This is a genomic window from Methylobacterium aquaticum (assembly GCF_001043915.1).
In the GTDB taxonomy this organism is placed as follows: Bacteria; Pseudomonadota; Alphaproteobacteria; order Rhizobiales; family Beijerinckiaceae; genus Methylobacterium; species Methylobacterium aquaticum.
Genome location: NZ_LABX01000079.1, coordinates 1 through 19,518 on the forward strand (window position 1 = coordinate 1; position 19,518 = coordinate 19,518).

General features: G+C 71.8%; 14 protein-coding genes and 1 pseudogene. 5 read left to right on the forward strand and 10 right to left on the reverse strand.

Going from position 1 to position 19,518, the window contains the following annotated elements:
• Positions 1–181 precede the first annotated feature (181 nt).
• On the reverse strand, positions 182–973 hold the full coding sequence (locus VP06_RS10890) for a DsbA family protein (RefSeq protein WP_048463790.1): 792 nt from the start codon (positions 971–973) through the stop codon (positions 182–184).
• Between the two features lie 200 nt (positions 974–1,173).
• Here VP06_RS10890 and VP06_RS10895 point away from each other — a divergent pair, with 200 nt between their 5' ends.
• Together VP06_RS10895 and VP06_RS10900 are read left to right on the forward strand one after the other, a co-directional pair.
• Entirely contained in the window at positions 1,174–2,340 is a 1,167-nt protein-coding gene (locus tag VP06_RS10895; RefSeq protein WP_048463791.1) for an aminotransferase class I/II-fold pyridoxal phosphate-dependent enzyme, read from the forward strand.
• 41 nt (positions 2,341–2,381) lie between these two features.
• A complete protein-coding gene (locus VP06_RS10900; RefSeq protein ID WP_048463792.1) occupies positions 2,382–3,152 on the forward strand; it encodes a class I SAM-dependent methyltransferase in 771 nt (256 codons plus the stop codon).
• A gap of 13 nt (positions 3,153–3,165) precedes the next feature.
• On the opposite strand, the gene VP06_RS10905 is transcribed toward VP06_RS10900, so the two are convergent.
• The 7 genes and pseudogenes from VP06_RS10905 to VP06_RS10930 form a co-directional block, all read right to left on the reverse strand.
• A complete protein-coding gene (locus VP06_RS10905; protein WP_048463793.1) occupies positions 3,166–3,642 on the reverse strand; it encodes a VOC family protein in 477 nt (158 codons plus the stop codon).
• A gap of 17 nt (positions 3,643–3,659) precedes the next feature.
• Positions 3,660–3,833 (reverse strand): annotated as a pseudogene (locus VP06_RS34825) (SRPBCC domain-containing protein); the annotation flags it as partial.
• A 10-nt stretch (positions 3,834–3,843) separates the two neighbouring features.
• Positions 3,844–4,269: a VOC family protein gene (locus tag VP06_RS10910; protein ID WP_425350903.1), complete on the reverse strand. Its 426-nt coding sequence runs from the start codon at positions 4,267–4,269 to the stop codon at positions 3,844–3,846.
• Positions 4,270–4,352: 83 nt separating this feature from the next.
• Positions 4,353–5,678, reverse strand: coding sequence for an RNA polymerase sigma factor (locus tag VP06_RS10915; RefSeq protein WP_048463821.1), 1,326 nt, complete (start codon positions 5,676–5,678; stop codon positions 4,353–4,355).
• Positions 5,679–5,685: 7 nt separating this feature from the next.
• Positions 5,686–6,078: a YciI family protein gene (locus tag VP06_RS10920; protein ID WP_048463795.1), complete on the reverse strand. Its 393-nt coding sequence runs from the start codon at positions 6,076–6,078 to the stop codon at positions 5,686–5,688.
• A gap of 91 nt (positions 6,079–6,169) precedes the next feature.
• Positions 6,170–7,498 (reverse strand): methyl-accepting chemotaxis protein, encoded by a 1,329-nt coding sequence (locus VP06_RS10925; protein ID WP_048463796.1) that lies wholly within the window; start codon positions 7,496–7,498, stop codon positions 6,170–6,172.
• Between the two features lie 346 nt (positions 7,499–7,844).
• Positions 7,845–11,243, reverse strand: coding sequence for an Rne/Rng family ribonuclease (locus VP06_RS10930; RefSeq protein WP_048463797.1), 3,399 nt, complete (start codon positions 11,241–11,243; stop codon positions 7,845–7,847).
• Between the two features lie 789 nt (positions 11,244–12,032).
• Here VP06_RS10930 and VP06_RS10935 point away from each other — a divergent pair.
• The 3 genes from VP06_RS10935 (at position 12,033) to prfB (ending at position 17,401) form a co-directional block, all read left to right on the forward strand.
• Positions 12,033–13,361: an N-acetylmuramoyl-L-alanine amidase gene (locus tag VP06_RS10935; RefSeq protein WP_048463798.1), complete on the forward strand. Its 1,329-nt coding sequence runs from the start codon at positions 12,033–12,035 to the stop codon at positions 13,359–13,361.
• Between the two features lie 205 nt (positions 13,362–13,566).
• Positions 13,567–15,990 (forward strand): penicillin-binding protein 1A, encoded by a 2,424-nt coding sequence (locus VP06_RS10940; protein ID WP_048463799.1) that lies wholly within the window; start codon positions 13,567–13,569, stop codon positions 15,988–15,990.
• Positions 15,991–16,272: 282 nt separating this feature from the next.
• A protein-coding gene (gene prfB / locus VP06_RS10945) for a peptide chain release factor 2 (RefSeq protein WP_156295547.1) occupies positions 16,273–17,401 on the forward strand; the annotation gives its coding sequence in 2 pieces (ribosomal slippage) (positions 16,273–16,341 and positions 16,343–17,401; 1,128 coding nt in all).
• A gap of 124 nt (positions 17,402–17,525) precedes the next feature.
• Here prfB and VP06_RS10950 read toward each other — a convergent pair.
• Positions 17,526–19,091: a cytochrome c gene (locus VP06_RS10950; protein WP_048463801.1), complete on the reverse strand. Its 1,566-nt coding sequence runs from the start codon at positions 19,089–19,091 to the stop codon at positions 17,526–17,528.
• A gap of 18 nt (positions 19,092–19,109) precedes the next feature.
• On the reverse strand, positions 19,110–19,379 hold the full coding sequence (locus tag VP06_RS10955) for a hypothetical protein (protein WP_048463802.1): 270 nt from the start codon (positions 19,377–19,379) through the stop codon (positions 19,110–19,112).
• Positions 19,380–19,518 lie beyond the last annotated feature (139 nt).

Below are 19,518 nucleotides of genomic sequence, written 5' to 3' on the forward strand. Positions count from 1 at the left end.
GTGTGGGACGGGCAAGGGCGGGTCTTCGGCAATCATGTTGGGGGGCGGGGGACCCCGCCGGGACCCGCGTCTCGGACGACGCGGGAGCGTCTTGATGTCCGGCGGGCGATCGGCGGGCCTCATAGACCATGCGGCCGGCGCGCGATAGGGGCGCCGGTTCCGGCGAGCCGGGCGGTTAGGCTCAGCAGGTGGCGTGGCCGCACTGGCGCACGCCGGCCACCGTCTTGCGGATCGGCTCGACGCCGACGGCACCCGGGATGATCTCGTCGCCGATGATGAAGGCCGGGGTGCCCGACAGGCCGAGCTTGTCGCCGAGGCCGACATTCTCCTGAAGGGCGGCCTGGATCTCGGGGGCCTGCATGTCCTTCTGAAGCTTGGCGAGGTCGAGGCCCATCTCCTTGGCCACCGCGAGCGCCCGCTCGCCGTTCACCCGGCCGCGGCTCTCCAGCAGGCGGGTGTGGTAGTCGAACAGCTTGTCGCCCTTGAGCTGCTGCTTGACGGCGAGCGCGACCTTGCTGGCCTCGAGCGAATCGGGCCCGAGCACGGGGAAGTCGCGCAGGACAACCTTCAGCTTCGGGTCGCCCTTGATCAGGGTCTGGAGGTCGGTGAGCGCCCGCTTGCAGTAGCCGCAATTGTAATCGAAGAACTCGACCAGGGTGACGTCGCCGGCCGGGTTGCCGGCCACGAAGCCGTGCGGCGAGTTGTGCAGGGTGTCGCGGGTTTCCTTGAGGGCGCTGGCCTGGGCGACCTTCTGGGCCTCTTGCTGGCGCTTCTCCAGCTCGGCCATCGCCTCCTGGAGGATTTCCGGGTTCTTCAGCAGGTAGTCGCGCACGACGCCCTCGATCGCCTGGCGCTGGGCGTCGCTCATCGGGGCCGCCGGGGTGGTGGTCGGCGACTGGGCCTGGGTCGGGACGGAGGCGGCGACGAGGCCCGCGAGGGCGAGAGCGGGCAGAAGGCGGGGCAGGGGCAGCATCGTCGTCCTCATCGGGGGTCGTCCACCGTCGGTGGCGCACAATCCTGGCGCGGTCCTTGGGCCTCCGGTTAGGCGGTTTCGCGGCGGCCTTGTCAAATCACGCCTGCGCTGGCCATGGGGCGCAATGTCGGCGAAATCCCGCTAAGGGCGGGGGCGCACCCGTTCCCAGGTTTCCCGTGCCCCATTTCCCGAGGCCCGCCATGTCCGATCCCGCCTCCCCGGTCTCCCGCCGCGCCGCCCGCGTCGCGCCCTTCCTGGCGATGGACGTGCTCGCCGCCGCGGCCCGGCGCGAGCGGCAGGGCGACAGCGTGGTGCATATGGAAGTGGGCCAGCCCTCGGCCCCGGCCCCGAAGCCCGCCATCGCGGCGGCGCAGAGCGCGCTCGCCTCCGGCCGCATCCCCTATACCGAGGCGCTCGGCATCGCCCCCTTGCGCGAGCGCATCGCGCGCCACTATGCCGACGCCTACGGGGTCTCGGTGGCGCCGGAGCGGGTCGTCGTCACCACCGGCTCCTCGGCGGGCTTCGTCCTCGCTTTCCTCAGCCTGTTCGATGCCGGCGGGCGCGTCGCCATCGCGGCGCCCGGCTATCCGGCCTATCGCTCGGTGCTCCAGGCGGTCGACCTCGAGCCGGTGGGCCTGACCCTGCGCGCCGAGGACGGCTTCGTGCCGACCGCCGCCAGCCTTCGCGCCGCCCATGCCGCCGCGCCGCTCGCCGGCCTGCTGGCGATGAGCCCGGCCAACCCGTCCGGCACCATGATCGACGAGGCGGGCCTGCGCGCGCTGGCGACGGCCTGCCGGGCGATGAACCTGCGCTTCATCTCCGACGAGATCTATCACGGCCTGACCTACGGCGTACCGGCGGCGACGGCGTTGGCGGTCGATCCCGATGCGGTCGTCATCAACTCGTTCTCGAAATATTATTGCATGACCGGCTGGCGCATCGGCTGGATGGTGGTGCCGGATGCCCTGGTGCGGCCGATCGAGCGGCTGGCCCAGAACCTCTACATTTCGGCGCCCTACCTGTCGCAGGTCGCCGCGCTCGCCGCCTTCGACGCCACCGAGGAACTGGAACTGGTGAAGGCCGACTATGCCCGGGCCCGCGCGCTTCTGCTGGCCGAACTGCCGGGCCTCGGCCTCGGCGACGTGCATCCGGCCGACGGCGCCTTCTACCTCTACGCCGACATCGCCCGGCTCACCAACGATTCGATCGGCTTCTGCCGCCGCATGCTCGACGAGGCCGGCGTCGCGGCGACTCCGGGCCTGGATTTCGACCCGGAGGCCGGCGCCCACCACCTGCGCCTCTCCTTCGCCGGCGGCGAGGCCGAGGCGCGGGAGGCGGTGCGGCGGCTCAAGGGCTGGCTTCGCTGATCGGGGGCTGATCGGGGCTTTGGCTGATCGGAGGACCACGCATGAGTGACCTGCACCCTGCCGCCGCGACCGGCTTCGCCTCGGGCGCCGAGACCTATGCCCGCGGCCGGCCCGACTACCCGGCGGCGCTCGGCGCCTGGCTGCGCGATGCCCTCCGGCTCGGGCCCGGTCGCCGGGTCGCCGATCTCGGCGCCGGCACCGGCAAGTTCACCCGCCTTCTCGCCGCCACCGGGGCCGCCGTGACCGCGATCGAGCCGGTCGACGCCATGCGGGCGCAGCTTGCCGCGTCGCTCCCCGACGTGGCGGCGCTGGCCGGCTCGGCCGAGGCGATGCCGTTGCCCGAGGGGCACCTCGACGCTCTGGTCTGCGCCCAGGCGTTCCACTGGTTCTCGACACGAGCGGCGCTCGCCGAGATCCGCCGGGTTCTGACGGTCGGCGGACGGCTCGGCCTCGTCTGGAACGTGCGCGACGATGCGACGCCGTGGGTGGCGGAACTGACCGCGATCATGAACGCCCACGAGGGCGACGCACCGCGCTACCACACGGGCGCGTGGCGGGCGCTGTTTCCCGCCGCAGGTTTCGGGCCGCTGCACGAGGCGTCCTTCCCCCACGGCCATACCGGCGCCCCGGAGCGGGTGATCCTCGACCGTACCCTGTCGGTCAGCTTCATCGCGGCGTTGCCGGAGGCGGAGCGGGCGCGGGTGGCCGAGCAGGTTCGTGCCCTGATCGCCCGGACCCCGGACCTGGCCGGCCGGGCCGAGGTGACGTTTCCGTACCGGACGCATGTGTCTTGGTGCGAGCGGGTCGCCTGAGAAGGATGGTCTCTCAGGCCCGTGCCGCCCGCTCCAGCGCCGCCACGTCGAGCCTGACCATGCCCTGCATCGCGGAAAACACCCGGGCGGCGACGGCCGGGTCCGGGTCGGCCAGCAGGCGCGGCAGGATCTCGGGGACGATCTGCCACGGCACGCCCCAGCGGTCGCGCAGCCAGCCGCACTGGATCTCGCTGCCGCCTCCGGCGAGCAGCCCGTCCCACACACGATCGACCTCGTTCTGGTCCAGGCAGTTCACGGCGATCGAGGCGGCGGTGCCGTACTCGGCGGGACTGCCAGCGTTCAGCGCCTGGAAGCTCTGCCCGCCGAGCGTGAAGTTCACCAGGAGCGCGTCGCCGGGTTCGCCCCCGGGCCAGGGACCCGGGGCGCGCAAGATTGGCCCGAGCTGCGAGCCCGGCACGAGGGAAACATAGGTGCGTGCCGCGTCCTCGGCCTCGCGCGCGAACCACAGGCAGGTGCTGACGGTCGTCATGATGTGTCTCCGGTCGGTCAGAGCCGGGCGACGAGGTCGGCGAGCTGGTCGGCGCAGCGGCCCCAGCCGTCATGGAAGCCCATCGCCTCGTGGGTGGCCCGGTCGTCTTCGGTCCAGTGCCGCGCCAGGGCGGTGTCGCGCGTGGCGCCACCCTCGGGCGTGAAGGTGATGATGCCGGTGAAGAACGGCTTGGCGGCCGGCTCAGCGCTTCTGCTGGTTCATCGCCCAGACCACACCGAAGGGGTCACGCAGCTGGCCGTAGCGGTCGCCCCAGAACATCTCGGCCGGCGGCATCACGGCGGTGGCGCCGGCCGCGACGGCCCGGGCATAGCGGGCGTCGATGTCCTCGACCATCAGCGTCAGGGTGAAAGCCTGCGGAGCTTGCAGCGCACAGCCATGCTCCGGAAAGGCGTCGCTCAGCATCAGCGACGAGCCATTGACGTGAAGATGCACGTGCGGTGTCCGTCCCTGCTCGTCCACCGGCAAGGCGCCGACGATCGCGGCGCCGAAGGCGCGGGTGTAGAAGTCGGCCGCCTTCAGGGCGCCGTCCACCGTCAGGTAGGCAACGAGGCCGCCCTTCACCGGCGCGACCGCGTCGGACAGGTGCATGGGAGTTTCATCGCTCATCGGGTCCTCTCCTCGGTCGAGCCGGTTTCGGCCGCGGCCTCGCTGCAAGGACGGGCGGCCCGGCCGCGCCCCGACAGCCCCCCTCAAATTTTTTCGCTTTCTGCGGCGCCGGTCCCGGCCAGCCGGTCGAGCTGGGAGCGGAGATGCGCAGCCTCGGCCGGGGTGCCGGCCAGCGCGATCGCCCGCCTCATCGCCTCCCGCGCCTCCCCGTTCCGGCCGAGCTGCATCAGCAGCGCGCCGCGCAGGCCGTGGAAGTGGACATAGCTTTGAAGCGGCCCGGCCAGGGGCTCGACGAGGGCGAGCCCGGCCTCCGGTCCGGCGACCTTGGCGGTCGCGACGGCCCGGTTGAGGGTGACGACCGGCGAGGGCTGCATCCGCTCCAGCGCCGCGTAGAGCGCGTCGATCCCGGCCCAGTCGGTCTCCTGGGGCCGGCGCGCGCGGGCATGCAGGGCGGCGATCGCGGCCTGGACCTGGTAGGGGCCGGGCCTGCGGTGGCGCATCGCCTTGTCGACGAGGGCCAGCCCCTCGGCGATCATCGGGCGCCGCCAGAGCCCGCGATCCTGATCCTCCAGCAGGACGATCTCGCCATCGGCGTCGACGCGCGCCGGCGACCGGGCGTGCTGGAGCAGCATCAGGGCGAGGAGCCCCATCACCTCCGGGTCGGTGGAAAACAACCGCAGGAGCAGGCGGCCGAGGCGGATCGCCTCGTCGCAGAGGACGGACCGCTCCGAGCCGGTCGCGGCCGAGTAGCCGGCATTGAAGACGAGGTAGAGCATCGCCGAGACGGCGGCGAGCCGCTCCACCCGCTCCACGGCCCCGGGCGCCCCATACGGCACCGCGCTGCGGGCGATGCGGGCCTTGGCGCGGGTGATCCGCTGCTCCATCGCCGCCTCCGAGACCAGGAAGGCGCGGGCGATGCGCGCGACGGACAGCCCGGCGACGATGCGCAGCGCCAGCGCGATCTGCTGCGTGACGGGCAGGTCCGGATGGCAGCAGATGAACAAGAGCCGCAGGATCTCGTCGCGGTAGACCTGCGCGTCGATCGCCTCGGCGAGCGGCGTCTCCGCATCCTCCAGATCCGACAGCCCCAGGTTTGACAGTCCTGGGTCCGACAGCCCCTGATCGGACACGGCCCGTTCCGGCAGCCCGTCGTCGGCCGGCAACGGCACCTGGCGGGCAAGGCGCCGTCGTCCGTCGAGGGCAGCGTTTCGCCCGACGAGGATCAGCCAGGCCGCCACGTCCCGCGGCGGCCCGGTCCGGGGCCAGGTGCGCAAGGCCCGCAGGCTCGCCTCCTGGAACGCCTCCTCGGCGGTATCGAGATCGCGAAACACCCGCAGCAGGGCGGAGATCACCCGTGGCCGGGCCGCGGCGAGGGATGACGCCAGCCAGACGGCCTCGGGCGAGGTCACGCTCACCTCAGCCCGCCGCCGGTCGGGCGAGGGGCGGGCGCGGGTCGGGATTGTAGAGGAGGACCGGTCGCAGCTCATAGGCCCCGCCCGGATTGGCGGCGGCGAGGTCGCGGGCGATGCCCAGAGCCTCGTCGAGGTCGGCGACGTCGACGACGTAGAACCCGAGCAACTGCTCCTTGGTCTCGGCGAAAGGGCCATCGATGACCAGGGGCGGCTCGCTCGCCTTGCGCAGGGTCGTGGCGGCGGTGGTCGGCAGCAGCCGCAGCGACGGGCCGAGCTTGCCATCCCGCTCCAGCCGCGCATGCACCCGGCCGAGCCGCTCCATCACCGCATCGTCCTCCGCCGCGCTCCAGGCTGCGACGACATCCTCGTCCTTGTAGCACAGGATGGCGTAGAGCATGGTCGATCCCTCCCTCGTCCCAGGACGCGCGACGCGGCCCGGATCCGACCAGGATCGCCGAAAAATCACCCCGCCGCGAGCTGGTCCCGGTTCAGGGCCGGGCCAGGGCGTCGGCCGCGGCCACCATCGTCTTGGCGGCGGCTTCGAAGGACTGGAACGCCGGGATCGCCGTGTCCCAGGCGTTGCGTCCCAGGGCCTCGGCCATGGCGGCGGCATGGCGGTGGGCCTCGGCGCCGGCCGCGACGAGCCGGGCGGCGGCCGGATCGGTGGGGTCGACCCCCATCTCGGTTGCGGCGTCGCGGAAGGGCGGCACCGCCGCACCGACCGGCCCGAGCCCGACCAGCGCCGCCGCCAGGCGACGCTTCCACATCGCCATATCGGCCGGCAGGCGCACCAGCGCATAGGCCGGCAGGCCGCGGGCGGCGCCGTCTTCCAGCGCCTCCTGCGCCGCCGTCTCGGCCCGCAGCAGGATCGCCATCAGCCCGTCGATCTCGGCGCTGGTCTTCTGCGCCTTGCCGGCCACCTGCTGCACGCCCGCGGAGATCTCGGCGGTCGCGGCCTCCTGCTGGCCCAGCACGTCGGCGAGCGCCCGGACGCCTTCCGCCGAGCGCGCCACCGCCTCGCCCTCCTGCACCACCCGGGCCTCGACCCGGGCGACCGCGGCGGTGCCGCCGGCCACGGCGTGTCGGCTCTCGGCCACGGCAGCCTGGATCGCCGCGAGTTCCTGGAGGAGCACCGCCAGCCGGCCGCGGATCTGCTCCGTCGCCCGGGCGGTCTGGCCGGACAGCTGCTTGACCTCCGCCGCGACCACCGCGAAGCCGCGCCCCGCTTCGCCGGCCCGGGCCGCCTCGATGGTGGCGTTGAGGGCGAGCAGGTTGGTCTGGCTCGAGATCGCCTCGATCGTGCCGGCCATCTCCTGGATCTGGAGGGCAGCGCCCTCGAAGCCGGTCAGGCGCTGTTCGATCTGCCCGGCATGGGTCTCGATCGCCGCCATGGTGCGGCTCGCCTCGCGCATGTCCGCCGCGCAGGCGGCGATCCCGCTGGTCGCCTGCTCGGCAACACTGGCGCTGGCCTGCGAGCGGCCGGCCAGCTCCCGGGTCGAGGCCGCCACCTGCTCGACCGCTGCCGCCATGGCGCGGGTCTGCCCGGCAATCTCGTTCGCGTCGTGCGTCATCCAGCCGAGGACGGTGGCGGCCTCCGAGGCTTCAGCCGCGATGCGCGCCGCGCTGCCGAGAGTTGATGCGGCACTTTGTCGCATCTGGCCGAGCAGGCGCCCGAGTGCGCTCGCGAGCCGGCCACTCCCCGGTTCGACTCCCGTCGCTCCGGCCCGGTCGACCAGACCGGCGAGCCGATCCTCCACCATCTCGGGGGTCTCGACGGGAGCCAGCGCGGGGGCGGAGCGGGAGCGGGAGCGGAACATGGCGGCAACTCACAGGAGGTGGCGTTGATTTCCGGCAAGTCCCGTATCCGTTCCGTTAACACGCCGCCTCCACATGACGTGTAGCACGTTACGTTACGGCGTTTTCCGCGTCCGGTTCGATGCCGGGTCCCATAACGCCGTCGTCTAAACCGTTTTCACAGCCTCGGCCGATCGGGGTGTTGCAATGCGGTTGCATCCCGACTTCGCCTCGTCAAGCGGCCAGCCGCGGCGTGCTGGAGCGCGGCTGGCCGCAACGCCTCAAAGACGCGGGACGGGCTGAAGCCCGTCCCGCGAGCGGACATACGACGTCTGCCTGGTCGCGCCCTGATGCCGCACTCGTCGTCGCTCACTCGCCGCCGATTGCCGCCTTGGTGCGCGACCACCAGCCGGCCCGCTTCGGGCGGTCCGGATCCGGCGGGGTGAGCACGATCGCCACCGGCTCGGGCTCCGGGACCAGCACGGGGGCCGGGGCTTCGGCCGCGGGCTCTGACGGCGGCGCGGACTCCGCTGCCTGGGCGGGCTGCGCCTCCCCGATGCGGGCAGGGGCCTCGATCACCTCGGCGGCCAGGGCCTCGCGTTCGACGGGCGGCAGGTCCGGCGCCGCGACCGGGCTGCCGAACGCCTCCGGCGCCGGCCCGGCGATCTCGTCGAGGGCGACGATCTCCTCGGCGAGGGAATCCTGCACCAGGCTGGCGCCGGTCTCGCCTGGCTCGGCCCCGGCCACGACCTCGTCGCCGATCGTGCCGACGCTCTCCTCGAAGCGGTCGCGTCCACGGCCGCCGCGGCGCCCGCGCCGGCGTCGCCGGCTCAGGGCCTCCTCCCGGCTCTCGCGCTCAGGCGCCGCGCCGTCCTCGGTGATCGGGATCGACACCGCCTCCGTGACCGGCTCCGCCGACGCCTCGGCGGCTTCGCCGGGTTCGTCCGCCTCGTGCCTCTCGGTCTCCTGACCCTCGCCCTCGTCGGCGCCGCCGCGCTCGCCCCGGCCCCGCCGACGACGGCGGCGGCGGCGGCGCTTGCCCCCGCCCTCGTCCTCTCCGGCCGCGCCCTCTCCGGCCGCACCCTCGGCGGTCTCCGCCTCGGCGTCGCCCTCGGCCTCAGCCTCGGCCTCCCCCTCGGCCTCCTCGACGATATCCTCGTCCTCGTCCTCGTCCTCCTCCAGCGGCGGCGGCAGCACCGCCTCGGCCCGGATGCTGCTGACGGCGCGCGGCTCGACCCGCTGGGCGAGGTCGCCGCGCTCGAGGTGGAAGGCCGAGGTGGCGGCCAGACGCTCGTCGGCCGCGATGATGATCGCGACGCCGAACCGGGCCTCGAGCTCGTGCAGGTGGGCGCGCTTCTGGTTGAGGATGTAGAGCGCCACCTCGGTCCGGGTGCGCAGGATCAGGTTGTGGCTGTTCGACTTGATCAGCGCCTCCTCGATCGCCCGCAGGATCAGCAGGGCCACGGAGGCGGTCGCCCGCACGAAGCCCGAGCCGCCGCAATGCGGGCAGGGCACCGAGGAGGATTCGAGCACGCCGGTGCGGATGCGCTGGCGCGACATTTCGAGCAGGCCGAAGGGCGAGATCCGGCCGACCTGGATGCGGGCGCGGTCGTTCTTCAGGCACTCGTTCAGCTTCTTCTCGACGGCGCGGTTGTTCCGCTTCTCCTCCATGTCGATGAAGTCGATGACGATGAGGCCGGCGAGATCGCGCAGGCGCAACTGGCGCGCCACCTCCTCGGCGGCTTCCAGGTTCGTCTTGAACGCGGTGTCCTCGATGTCGTGCTCGCGGGTGGCCCGCCCCGAATTCACGTCGATCGAGACCAGGGCTTCGGTCGGGTTGATGACGAGGTAGCCGCCCGAGCGCAGCGAGACGTGGTTGGAGAACATCGCGTCGAGCTGCTGCTCGACCCCGAAGCGGGCAAAGATCGGCGACGGGTCGCGGTAGGGCTTCACCACCTTCGACTGCGTCGGCATCAGCATCCGCATGAAGTCCTTGGCCTCGCGGTAGGCGTCCTCGCCCGAGACCAGAACCTCGTCGATGTCCTTGTTGTAGAGGTCGCGGATGGCGCGCTTGATGAGCGAGCCCTCCTCGTAGACGAGCGCCGGCGCGGCGGACGACAAGGTCAGCTCGCGCACGCTCTCCCACAGGCGCATCAGGTACTCGAAGTCGCGCTTGATCTCCGGCTTGGTGCGCGAAGCGCCGGCCGTGCGCAGGATGACGCCCATCCCCTCGGGCACTTCGAGATCGGTGGCGATCTCCTTCAGGCGCTTGCGGTCGGCCGCGCTGGTGATCTTGCGCGAGATGCCGCCGCCCCGGCCGGTATTGGGCATCAGCACCGAGTAGCGGCCGGCCAGCGACAGGTAGGTGGTGAGCGCCGCGCCCTTGGTGCCGCGCTCCTCCTTGACGACCTGGACCAGGATGACCTGCCGGCGCTTGATCACCTCCTGGATCTTGTAGTGCCGGCGCGGGGTGCGAGGCCGCTCGGGGATCTCGGCCAAAGCGTCACCGCGGCCGCCGACCTGCTCGACCACCGGCTCCTCGTGATCCTCGTCGTCGTCCTCGTCCTCCCCGTCGTCGTCCTCGTGCTCCTCGTCCTCGTCGTCGTGATCCTCGTCGTCGTCCTCGGATTCCTCGTCCGAGCCGTCCTCGTCGTCGTGGTCCTCGTCCTCGTCGGACTCGTCCGCATCCTCGTCGTCCTCGACCTCGGCGGCATCGGCCGGCTGCGAGGCGGCGACGGGCTGGGGCAGGGCGACCTCCTCGGCCGCGGTCTCGACGGACGCGCGCGCGTCCGGGGTCTCGGCCCCGGCCGGCGCCTCGTCGGCGATCGCCGCGACGCGGGCGGGCTCCGCCGACACGGCGGCGGCGATCACCGCCGGGGTCTCGGCGGCCTCGCCCGCAACCGGGTCGGCGGGAGTCTCGGCCGCATGAGTCTCGGTCGCATGAGCCTCGGTCGCATGAGCCTCGGGGGCGGGCGCCTGCGGGGGCGCGCCGTCTCCAGCTGGGCTCCCGGACGTCGCGGCGTCCTGCGCGACGGCGTCGCTGGCCTCCACGGCGACCGGGGCAGGCGCGGCGACGGACGCACCGTGCGGCTCGGCCTCGCCGGCGGCTGTCCCGACGGCCGACACGGTCTCCGGCGCGGGGTGCTCGCCCGCCACGGGCTCGACACCCTCCGGCCGCAGGGACTCCTGCGTGGCGGCCTCGTGCGTGGCCGCCTCCGGCGTGAACGTCTCCTGCGCGAGCGTCTCCTCGGGATGGACGTCCTGGGGATGAGCGTCCTGCCAGCCGGTGGCCGCGGCGCCGGTCTCCGGCGTGTCCTCGGCGGGGGCGCTCACCACGGCGTCGACCGGGCGCGACGACGCCTCGGCCCGGCGGCCGCGGCGGCGGCGGCGGCGGGGCTGGTCGCTGCGCGGCTCGCCACGCTCCGGCCGCTCGCCGCGCTCCTGGCGCTCCGGATGCTCCTCGTGCTCGTGCTCGCGCTCGGCCCGCGCCTCCTCCTCGAGGAGCGCCATCCGGTCGGCGATCGGGATCTGGTAATAATCGGGATGGATCTCGCTGAAGGCGAGGAACCCGTGCCGGTTGCCCCCGTACTCGACGAAGGCGGCCTGCAACGACGGCTCGACCCGCGTGACCTTGGCGAGATAGATGTTGCCCCGCAGCTGGCGGCGGCTAGCCGATTCGAAGTCGAATTCCTCGACCTTCGAACCTTTGACCGTCACCACCCGGGTCTCTTCCGGGTGGGAGGCATCGATGAGCATCTTGTTGGCCATGACGAACTTTCGGCATGGCGATGGACGGCAGAGCCGCCGGACGGGGCCATCCGGGAACGGATCGTGAGGAAGGGAACCTCGGGGATCCTGGCCGGATGCGGGAGGACGGGCCTCCGTAATCCGGGGCCGCCCCGGGCGCGGAAACCTGCGCCGGGAGGGCTCTCCCGTGCCGTGCCCGATCGGGCGCGGCGGATGATGTCGTCGTTCGGATCGTGCCGTCAATCGCCGCTGCGCGCATCCACGCGCGCGAGGGGTTGACGATGGCCGGGGGCAGGGGGCGCGGACGGGCGCGACGCCGGATGCGTGCGCCGGGGACGGCAGCGTCGAGACCCGAGGCTGTGCGTCCGCGCATTCTCCCACCGACCTTTCGAAACGAGGCGCCGGGACGCAAGGGTCCGGCCGCCGGTAAAAACGGGCGACGACGTTCGCGAACGCCGACGCGGATCAGTGACACCTGCCCGGCTCGCGAGATCGTCGGACGATCCGCCGGCGGCCGGCCAGCGCCGAAGCCGCTGCGGGAGCGCCCGGGCGAGCCCGTGGTCCGCGGCGAAAAGCCGGCGGCAACGGGCAGGGGTCATCATCATTACAGAGTGTCCGGCGGAATTTGCAAGCATCATCACGGTTCCCGAACCAACCGGGCCGAAGCACCGGTCGAGCGCGGTGGCCCCGTGCCCTCCCTGTACCCCGGGTGCAACAGCCTCGCGCGAGCGATCCGGAGGGCTTCGCAATGCGTTAACCATGGTCCGGTTATCGCGTAATCGGGATGCCGCCTGAGGTCGCCGCGAGACCATGCCGACACGCGCACGTCCGATCCGCCTTCTCGTCCGCGCTGCCCTCCTGGCCGCGGGCCTTCTCGCGCCGGCCGCCGTCGGGGCCAATCCGGCGGTGCCGGACCGTGCCGCCGTCGAGCGGCCTGCCGCGGATCGCCCGGCGGCGGAGCGGCCGGCCGTCGCGATCGCGGCCGAAATCTCGGCCGCGCCCGAGGGCGGCACCCGCCTGACCGTGGTGCTGTCGCGGCCGGTCGAGGCCCGGGCCTTCGTGATGGAGCGGCCGGACCGGGCGATCGTCGACCTGCCCGAGGTCAACTTCCAATTGCCGCCCGAGGCGGGCCGCAAGCGCGACGGCCTCGTCGCCTCCTACCGCTACGGCCTGTTCGCGCCCGGGCGCTCGCGCATCGTCATCGACCTCGCGCAAACCGCCACGGTGGCGCGGGTCGCGACCTCAACCCGCCCGCGGGACGGGGCGACCCTGCTCACCATCGATCTCGCCCGCAGCGACCGCGAGGTTTTCCGCCGCGCCGCGCAAGCCCCCGAGCCCGCCCGGCCGGCCGGCCCGCCGGCTCGCGAGGGGGTCGATTCGCGCCCCCTCGTCATCGTCGATGCCGGCCATGGCGGCATCGATCCGGGCGCCATCGCGGGCACCGGCGTCTACGAGAAGGACATCGTGTTCGGCGTCGCCCAGCGGCTGGTGCAGCGCCTCGAGGCCGGTGGCCGGATCCGGGTGCAGATGACCCGCGACCGCGACGTGTTCGTGCCGCTCGCCGAGCGGGTCCGCATCGCCCGCGACGCCCGCGCCGATCTGTTCGTGTCGATCCACGCCGATTCCATCTCGGCCGCCCCGCAGGTGCGCGGCGCCACGATCTACACGGGGTCCGAGAAGGCGACCGATGCCGAATCGGCCCGGCTCGCCGACCGCGAGAACAAGGCCGACGCGGCGGCCGGCGCCGACCAGGGCGACGGCCCGGGCGACGTCGCCGACATCCTCCAGGAACTCACCCTGCGGGAGACCCGCGGCTTCTCGGCCCGCTTCGCCAAGGGCCTGCTGACGCGGCTCTCGGGCGTGATGGAGATGAGCGTGAAGCCCCACCGCGAGGCGGGATTCCGGGTGCTGCGCTCGCCCGACGTGCCCTCGGTGCTGGTCGAGCTGGGCTACCTGTCGAGCAAGCGCGACCTCGACCTGCTGCTTTCCGACGAGTGGCGGGCCACCGTCACCGGCCAGATGGCCGAGGCGATCGAGGCGTTCTTTGCCGCCCGCCTGCCGCCGGCGATCGCCCGCGGCACCGAGGCGCCGCGGATCGGCAAGGCCGCCCAGATCGGACCCGCCCCAGTTTCACCATAGATCCCGTGTCGATAGGGCCTCGTCGGCCCCTCGCTGTCCTGGCTTTCGCGAGCCGCTTCCGTTAAGCGCGGGGGCGGCGTCCCGCGCCGCCATGGCTGTCGCGTTTCCGTGAGGAGCCGTGCCCGGGCGTGGCCTCCGCCGCCGGTTCCGGGATACAGGTCAGGGCCCTGCGGGCCGCGCGGCATCATCGACGGGTCGGGTATCGATGCGCTTCATCCTCCGCTTCTTCGGCTTCCTGTTCAGCATTGCGGCGATGCTCTTCGTCGTCGGTGCGGCGGCGGGCGGCTACTTCTACTGGAAGTACTCGCGCGACCTGCCCGACCACGCGGCGCTGGCCAATTACGATCCGCCGGTGATGACCCGCGTCCATGCCGCCGACGGCAGCCTGCTCGCCGAGTATGCCCGCGAGCGCCGGCTCTACCTGCCGATCCAGGCGATGCCGAAGATCGTGATCGCGGCGTTCCTGTCGGCCGAGGACAAGAACTTCTACAAGCATGGCGGCGTCGATCCCGAGGGCATCGTCCGGGCGATCGTCACCAATGCGTCGAGCGGCAAGAAGCAGGGCGCCTCGACCATCACCCAGCAGGTCGCCAAGAACTTCCTGCTCTCCTCCGAGCAGACCTTCGACCGTAAGATCCGCGAGGCGCTGATCGCTTTGCGCATCGAGTCGACCTACTCGAAGGACAAGATCCTCGAACTCTACCTCAACGAGATCTTCCTCGGCACGATCGTGCCGGGCCGCAACCTGCACGGCATCGCGGCCGCCGCGCTCGACTATTTCGGCAAGTCGGTGCACGAGCTGACGATCCACGAGGCGGCCTACCTGGCGGCGTTGCCGAAGGGCCCGAACAATTACCATCCCTATCGCCGCACCCAGCAGGCGCTGGCGCGCCGCAACGAGATCATCGGCCTGATGGCCCAGAACGGGTACATCACCAAGGAGGAGGCCGAATCGGAGCGCAAGCTGCCGCTCGGGGTCAATCCGCGCAGCGTCTCGCCCAACACCGCCAACGCGAACTACTTCGCCGAGGAGGTCCGCCGCGAGATCTCCGAGCGCTACGGCGAGAAGAAGCTCTACGAGGGCGGCCTGTCGGTCCGCACCACCCTCGACCCGAAGATGCAGGCGATGGCCCGCAAGGCCCTGGTCGACGGCCTGGTGCGCTACGACCAGGCCCGCGGCTGGCGCGGTCCCAAGAGCCGGGTGGACCTCGCCGGCCGCGACTGGGGCATGGCGGTGGCCGAGGTGCCGGCGCTCGGCGACGTGCAGCCCTGGCGGCTGGCCGTGGTGCTCGACACCTCGGGCGGGCGCGCCACGATCGGCCTCCAGCCGAAGCGCGAGAGTTCGGGCCAGGTCTCGAAGGACCGCGAGACCGGGATCATCAACGCCGAGGGCGTGCGCTGGACCGGCCGCAGCGTCGCGGCAGCGCTCAACACCGGCGACGTGGTCTATGTCGAGCGCATGGAAGGCGCCGGCAACGCCTACCGCCTGCGCCAGATCCCGGAAGTCTCCGGGGCCATCGTGGCGATGGATCCCTATACGGGCCGCGTCCACGCGATGGTCGGCGGCTTCTCCTACGACGAGAGCGAGTTCAACCGCGCCACCCAGGCGATGCGTCAGCCCGGCTCGTCGTTCAAGCCGATCGTCTACTCGGCGGCCCTCGACAACGGCTACACCCCGTCCTCGATCGTCCTCGACACGCCGATCACCATCGAGGCCGGGCCGGGCCAGGAGGCGTGGTCGCCCTCGAACTATGACGGCAAGTCCGGCGGTCCGCACACCCTGCGCTACGGCATCGAGCACTCGAAGAACCTGATGACGGTGCGGCTCGCCAAGGATGTCGGCATGCCGCTGATCGCCGAATATGCCCGCCGCTTCGGCGTCTACGACGACATGCTGCCCGTCCTGCCGATGTCGCTCGGCGCCGGCGAGACCACCGTGATGCGGATGGTCACCGCCTATTCGATGCTCGACAATGGCGGCCGGCGCATCCGTCCGACCCTGATCGACCGGATCCAGGACCGCAACGGCGAGACGATCTACCGCCACGACACCCGCAAGTGCATCGGCTGCGACGCCGAGAAGTGGTCGGGCCAGGACGAGCCGAAGCTGGTGGACGAGTCCGAGCAGGTGCTCGACCCGCTCACCGCCTACCAGATGGTCTCGATCATGGAGGGCGTGGTCCAGCGCGGCACCGCCACCATCCTGAAGGAGATCGGCAAGCCGCTCGCCGGCAAGACCGGCACCACCAACGACGCCAAGGATGCCTGGTTCGTCGGCTTCTCGCCCGACCTCGCGGTCGGCATCTATATGGGCTACGACAAGCCCCGCTCCCTCGGCGACCGTGCCACCGGCGGCGGCCTGGCCGCCCCGGTCGCCCGCGACTTCCTGAAGGCCGCCCTCAAGGACAAGCCGCCGACGCCGTTCCGCGTGCCTCCGGGCATCAAGCTGATCTCCGTCAACCTCGCCACCGGCACCCGCGCCGGTGGCGCGGGCGGCGTCCTCGAAGCGTTCAAGCCCGGCACCGCCCCGCCCGACAGCTACTCGGCCCCGCCGAGCGCCCAGCCGGCGGCCCCCGCGGCGGTGCCGCCGGACGCGGACCGGGCGGCCCAGGCGGGCGGGCTGTACTGATTCCAACGGCCCAGGACGCCGACGCATCGGGCCGTTGATCCAACTCGAATTTTTGATGTCAAGCCAGAGGCTTGGCAAAAATTCGAGAACGGAACCAACGGTCGTTTTCTGCCGACCGTTGGGATGACGAGGGGTTGAAGGGCGAGGGGCCGGACAGGTGCCTCGCCTTTTGCGCCTCGGACGCTTGTTCCCGAGGCCGGGAGCGCCGGCCCCACCGTTTACACCCGCGCGCGCCGGCGCTATCACCCTGCCTCCCCCCTCACGCGAGTGAATCCACACCAGATGCGCGCCGAGATCGAGCAACTCTCGGATGCCGCCAAGCAGTCGATCGGACTGCTGAGGAGGCATCTTTGACTGGGATACCGTTGACAAGCGCCTCGCGGAGCTGAACGCCCGCTCGGAGGACCCCTCGCTCTGGAACGATCCGGAGGAGGCCCAGAAGGTCATGCGCGAGCGCACGCAGCTCGACGACGCCGTCACGGCGATCCGGCGCCTGGAGCAGGGGCTTGAGGACGGCGCGACGCTGATCGAGCTGGGCGAAATGGAGGGGGATGCCGGCAGCATCCGCGAGGGCGAGGAGCAGATCCGCGCCGTGCAGGTCGAAGCCGCGCGCCGCCAGATCGAGACCCTGCTCTCCGGCGAGGCCGACGGCAACGACACCTATGTCGAAGTGCATGCCGGCGCCGGCGGCACCGAGAGCCAGGACTGGGCCAACATGCTCCAGCGCATGTATGCCCGCTGGGCCGAGCGCCGGAAGTACAAGGTCGACATCGTCGAGTGGTCCGAGGGCGAGGAGGCCGGAATCAAGGGCGCCACGCTGCTGATCAAGGGCCACAACGCCTATGGCTGGCTGAAGACCGAATCGGGCGTGCATCGCCTGGTGCGGATCTCGCCCTACGATTCCAACGCCCGGCGGCATACCAGCTTCGCCAGCGTCTGGGTCTATCCGGTCATCGACGACCGGATCACGATCGAGATCAAGGAATCCGACTGCCGGATCGACACCTACCGCTCGTCGGGGGCCGGCGGCCAGCACGTCAACACCACCGATTCGGCGGTTCGCATCACCCACAACCCGACCGGGATCGTGGTGGCGTGCCAGCAGGAGCGCTCGCAGCACAAGAACCGCGCCACCGCCTGGAACATGCTGCGCGCCCGCCTCTACGAACTCGAGCTGAAGAAGCGCGAGGAGAAGGCCAATGCCGAGGCGGCCTCGAAGACCGATATCGGCTGGGGCCACCAGATCCGCTCCTACGTGCTCCAGCCGTACCAGCTGGTGAAGGACCTGCGCACCGGCGCCCAGTCGACCAGCCCGGACGACGTCCTCGACGGCGACATCGACGACCTGATCGAGGCGTCGCTGGCCCACCGGGTCTATGGCGGGGCCGAGGCGGTCGAGGATATCGACTGACGCTTCGACGGCGTCGCACCACCACAACAGGCGCGGTGCCGTCCCCGGATCGGGGGGCGGCACTGCGCCTGTCTCGTTCTGGCTCCCGGGCGTGACGAGCGACCGGGATAGCCGGGGCTGGTCGCTACTTCTCCGCCCGGTTCGGCGTCTTGATCTGCCCGTAGACCACGCCCGCGAAGGCGCCCAGGGTCGTCGGCCAGTCGAGGCCGGTCGCGCTCCGGTCGGCCGCCTGGCAATAGGTGGCGGTCAGCCCGTTGACCAGATCGGCCGTGCTCACCTGCGGGGCGGCCTGGCGCACGGCCGGCAGCAGGGTGGCGATGCGGGGCAGCATCTGCTCGGCCTTGACGGACTTGAGCTGGCCGGCGGCATCCGCCGCCGTCAGCGCCGCGGCCAGCGTCGGGTTCGAGACGGTCTCGCACGGAGCGTTGCCGGCGAGCATCGTCCGGGTCTCGGCCCGCAACGTCGCCACCTGGCCGGGCTCGGCGGTCGGCGGGGCCTGGTTGCCGAAGGTCTGGCGGACGTAGTTCGTCACCGCCGCCACCTCGGCATCCGTCATTCCGACGCCGACCGCCGGCATCGCCGCGTACTCGCCCTTGGCGTCGAGGCCGCCGAGGATCACCCGGATCACCGTCTCCGGACCCTTGGCCAGCACGGCGCCGTTGCCGGCGAGCGCCGGGATCGCGCCCGGCATGCCCTGGCCGTCCGGCCGGTGGCAGGCGACGCAGCGGTTGAGGTAGGTGTCGGCGCCGGGCGCCGTTGCCGCCTGCTTGAAGTCCGACGTCACGTCAGGCGTGTAGGTGGGCTTGGGCGCCAGGGTCTTGAGATAGGCCGCGATGGCGCGCACGTCGCCGTCGCTCATCTTGCTCAGGCTCTCCTCGATCACCTGGCGCATCGGCCCGGCGACCACGCCGGCGCGGCCCGGCGCGGCGCCGGTCTTCAGATAGGTGAAGAGCTGGTCCTCGCTCCACAGGCCGAGCCCCTCCTTGTCGTCGCCCGACAGGTTGGGGGCGTACCAGCCGTCGATCGTGCCACCCTCGAGGTAGCCGCTCCATTGCGAGGCGCCCACGAGCTTGCTGCCGTTATGGCAGGCGCCGCAATGGCCCGGGCCCTCAACCAGATAGGCGCCGCGGTTCACCTGGTCGCTCGCCTTCGGGTCGGGCTTGAAGCGCCCCTCGGTGAAGAAGGCGAGGCGCCAGGCGAGGAGCCCGTCGCGGATGCTGAAGGGGAAGGCGATGTCGGCGGGTTTGCGCGGCGCGTTCACCGGCTCGAGGGAGAACAGGTAGGCTTTGAGTGCCGTCACGTCCTCGTCGGTGAGGCGGGTGTACCAGGGGAACGGGAAGGCGGGGTAGAGGTAGCTGCCGTTCTTGGTGATGCCCTGGTGCATGGCGCGCTTGAAGTCGTCGTCGCTCCAGCTTCCGATGCCGGTCTCCTTGTCGGGGGTGATGTTCGGCGTCGCGAGCTTGCCGATGCCGCCCGGGAAGTTGATGTACAACCCGCCCGCATAGGGCTTGCCGCCCGGCGCGGTGTGGCAGGCGACGCAATCCCCGGCCGTCGCGAGGTAGCGCCCCTTCTCCACGAGATCGGAGGAGGCCGGCTGCGCCTGTGCCGCACCGGCCGTGAGGGCCAGTGCGCCGGCGCCGAGAGCGAGGGCGTGGACGGGGCGGCGACGGGTGACACGCTGGCGAGGCATGGGGCTTCCTCCGGAGGGTTATGGGGCGGCTGAGCGCAGCCGCAGCCAGAGATCGGCGACATGGGCGGTGCCCGCCCCGGCCAGCGCCGCGGCGAGCCAGTATCCGGGCGCGCCGGCGAGCACGGCCCGCAGGGCCAGCATCAGGCACGCCCCCGAGGCGAGGTTGACGAGGAGCGCACCCCGTCCTGGACCGCGCCGGCGGCGCCACAGCACGAGCAGGACGGCCTCCGCCGCCACGATCAGCAGCGCGACATCGACGATATGGCTGCCAGTGAGGAGATCAGGCATGCGTCAATCCTCCTGACCGCATCGACGATGCGCAGTCGGTCGAGGGACCTCACCTAGGAGACGGGACGGTCCAGGTCTGCAAACTCGGGAGAGCGGCTGGCGTTCGCCGAAATCGCCCGACGGTTCACGATGTCGCATC